The sequence below is a fragment of the Mesorhizobium sp. M7A.F.Ca.AU.002.02.1.1 genome (genome assembly GCF_003998535.1).
GTDB classification, from domain to species: domain Bacteria; phylum Pseudomonadota; class Alphaproteobacteria; order Rhizobiales; family Rhizobiaceae; genus Mesorhizobium; species Mesorhizobium ciceri.
The window spans coordinates 1-2,220 of record NZ_RZPB01000887.1; the positions used below are offsets into that span (position 1 = coordinate 1).

The following is a 2,220-nucleotide window of genomic DNA, read 5'->3' on the forward strand; positions in this document are numbered from 1 at the left end:
GCATAGATCATCCATGGAAACCTATCGCCCGCGCCGCTCCGTGCTCTACATCCCGGCCTCCAGCGACAAGGCCTTGGCCAAGATCGCGCAGCTTGCCTGCGATGCCATCATCATCGACCTGGAAGACGCCGTCGCTCCGGCCGACAAGATCGCCGCCCGCGAAAAACTGGCCGGCATTTTCGCCGGCCATTCCGAGAGACGCTGCGAGATGATCGTGCGCATCAATGCGATATCAGGCGAATGGGGCGCCGACGACCTGCTGGCTGCCGCAAGCTGCGAACCCGACGGCATCCTTCTGCCCAAGGTCGACACGCCGCGCGACCTGCTCGCGGCCGGCGACGTGCTCGACGATAATTTCGCTCCCCACAGCGTGAAACTATGGGCGATGATCGAGACGCCCAAGGCGCTGCTCAACATCGGCGCCATCGCCGAACTTGGCCGCGATCCGGCCTCGCGGCTCAATTGTTTCGTTGCCGGAACGAATGATCTGGTCAAGGAGACCGGCATTCTGGCGACGCCTGACAGGCGCTACCTCGTGCCATGGCTGATGCAGATGGTGCTGGCCGCACGCGCCGGCGGCATCGACATGCTCGACGGCGTCTCCAACGATTTTCGCGACCTCGACGCTTTCGCCCATGAATGCGCGGAAGCCGCGGCCATGGGGTTCGACGGCAAGAGCCTCATCCACCCGGCCCAGATCGAAGCCGCCAACCGCGCCTTCGTGCCGTCCACGGAAGCGGTGGCCGAGGCACGCTCGGTGAAGGAAGCCTTCGCGCTCGCCGAGAATGCCGGCAAGGGCGTGATCGCGCTGAACGGCAGGATGGTCGAGCGGCTGCATCTGGCGAAGGCCGAAAAACTGCTGGCGAAGGCAGCCGCCATCGGGTCATAAATGCTCGATGGATGCGAGCGGGCTACAGCTACTCACGACAGGAATTGAACAATGAAACTCTACCGCTTTCTGTCCGCTCCGGACGATGCCAGCTTCTGCCACAAGGTGACAGCGGCGCTGAACAAGGGCTGGCATCTGTTCGGCTCGCCGACCTATGCCTACGACAAGAAGGCCAAAGCGATGCGTTGCGGCCAGGCCGTGGTCAAGGATATCGACGGTCAGGAATACGGGCCCGATACCAAGCTGAGTGACTGGTAGATTTGAAAAGCTCCGACGCAGGGTGTGTTGAGATTCAGGTCAGGCCGAGTCGAAAATGGTGGTTTCCGAGAACCGGAGCGGAGCGTACTTTTGGGTACGTGAGCACCGTTCTACCGCGACGCGGTAGAGCGGGGAAGCGCAGGAAGCCATCATTTGCAGGCCGGCATCACCTGAATATCAGCGCACCCTACTCCGCCGCCTCTTCGATCTTCTCCATATCATCGTCCGACAGGCCGAAATGGTGGCCGATCTCGTGGATCAGCACGTGGGTGACGATGTCGCCCAGCGTCTCTTCGTTCTCGGACCAGTAATCGAGGATGGCGCGGCGGTAGAGCGTGATGCGGTTCGGGCCTTCCCCGGTCTGCGGGTTCCAGCGCTCGGCGATGCCGCGTCCCTCGAACAGGCCGAGCAGGTCGAATGGCGTTTCCAGCGACAGATCGTCCATGATTTCGTCGGTCGGGAATTCGGCGATCTGGATGACGATCTCGCCGGTCAGCTTGCGAAAATCCTCCGGCAGATGGGCGTACGCCTCCAGCGCCAGGAACTCCATTTCGTCCATCGAGGGCGAGAGTTCGTCGTGCCAGGTGCGGGTCTTGTAGATGCGGGCCATGCTTTATCCTTTGATCCCGGCATATAGGCTTTCGCACCGGAATCGGCAAATGAACGGGCCGATGCGCCTGCGCCATCCCTGCAGAGAGGAATAAATTCCCCATGACTCTGCTTGACTCTTGGGATGCGCTCTGGAATCTATAGGAACATAACAGGAACAATTGTGAGTGGAAGCTGACCGTCATGGCGATGACCGCCGTGGCGCGGGAGACTGTTTTTGCCCTGCGCCGCCAGATCGCGAAAATCGAGGGAACGCTGCCCGAGCGCTTGGCTGCGCCGGCAGCCGCACCCTTTGATGCTGACGTCAACACTGATCTCACAATCGTCCGGCGTGGCATTGCCGCGGCGTTGCCGGATGCGTTCCTGCCTATCGGCGTCGGGCGCCTCGATGCCGCCCTGAGCGGCGGGCTGCCGAAGGCCGCCCTGAGCGAAATCCATGGGCTTGAAACCCGCGATGCCGGGGC

The 2,220-nt window shown here is 62.0% G+C and carries 3 protein-coding genes and 1 pseudogene; 3 read left to right on the forward strand and 1 reads right to left on the reverse strand.

Annotated elements, in window-relative coordinates; genetic code table 11:
- Positions 1-13: 13 nt before the first annotated feature.
- Both EN879_RS32865 and EN879_RS32870 read left to right on the forward strand, forming a co-directional pair.
- The gene (locus EN879_RS32865) at positions 14-889 is read left to right on the forward strand and encodes a CoA ester lyase (RefSeq protein WP_063169572.1); all 876 of its coding nucleotides are present in this window, start codon (positions 14-16) and stop codon (positions 887-889) included.
- Positions 890-940: 51 nt separating this feature from the next.
- Positions 941-1,147, forward strand: coding sequence for a DUF1737 domain-containing protein (locus tag EN879_RS32870; RefSeq protein WP_013528780.1), 207 nt, complete (start codon positions 941-943; stop codon positions 1,145-1,147).
- Between the two features lie 187 nt (positions 1,148-1,334).
- Here the strand turns inward: EN879_RS32870 and EN879_RS32875 are convergent, their stop codons facing one another.
- Complete coding sequence (locus EN879_RS32875) at positions 1,335-1,757, reverse strand: metallopeptidase family protein (protein WP_023763026.1); 423 nt, start codon at positions 1,755-1,757, stop codon at positions 1,335-1,337.
- Between the two features lie 182 nt (positions 1,758-1,939).
- Here EN879_RS32875 and EN879_RS32880 point away from each other — a divergent pair.
- A pseudogene (locus tag EN879_RS32880) lies at positions 1,940-2,220 on the forward strand (hypothetical protein); the annotation flags it as partial.

Coding starts and splice junctions, on each gene's coding strand:
- EN879_RS32875 (WP_023763026.1), bottom strand. CDS start 1,757: ATGGCCCGCATCTACAAGACCCGCACCTGGCACGACGAACTCTCGCCC.
- EN879_RS32870 (WP_013528780.1), top strand. CDS start 941: ATGAAACTCTACCGCTTTCTGTCCGCTCCGGACGATGCCAGCTTCTGC.
- EN879_RS32865 (WP_063169572.1), top strand. CDS start 14: ATGGAAACCTATCGCCCGCGCCGCTCCGTGCTCTACATCCCGGCCTCC.